This is a genomic window from Paenibacillus sp. P4_E11, assembly GCF_056401635.1.
Map to the genome: position 1 here is coordinate 1 of NZ_JBFUIX010000711.1, position 568 is coordinate 568.

General features: G+C 31.4%; 1 protein-coding gene. It reads left to right on the top strand.

The window, feature by feature from the left end; all coding sequences use genetic code 11:
- Positions 1–559: hypothetical protein (locus AC1DWB_RS37065; protein ID WP_477546014.1), on the top strand; the 559-nt coding region annotated here is incomplete at its 5' end.
- Positions 560–568: the final 9 nt, after the last annotated feature.

The window sequence follows — 568 nt, forward strand, 5'->3', positions numbered from 1 at the left end:
GCAAATCAGTGACTTAAATCCAAATGAATACATTTATAGTATAGGTCGAATTAGTATCAATTCTTATTTTTTGAACTCAATCGACCCATGGGAGGAAGAAATGAAATGGGAAWATGAWATCAGAGGAAACTTATGCAGAAAGCTAATTAATAATAATGGTTGGATCTATGAGTCAGAATGGAAATTAAATGGTTCCTCATATTCGTTAGGTGATATCGTTTCTGTAAGGAGTAACCTAAAGAATCCTTATTCTTATACAAATGAGGATATTATAGGTGTCATTGCTGGAGTACCAAAGTCATTAGTTGATTGGATTTCACTAGGGTATTCAGAAGGCGAATGGAGGAAGACATATTTGATTGATTATGTTAGTTCGTCTGGTTACTTTACTCATTGTCATACGGATGAGGAAGGTATTTTCTTATATGACCAGTCTATACCTGAGGATTTAGTAATCCTTCAAAACTTGTCAGATCATTATAAGGGAATACATAAAATAGACTATTCTAAATTAAATAATATAAGAAACAAGAAAATTATTATTAAAGAAATATCTTGAAAGTAGCAC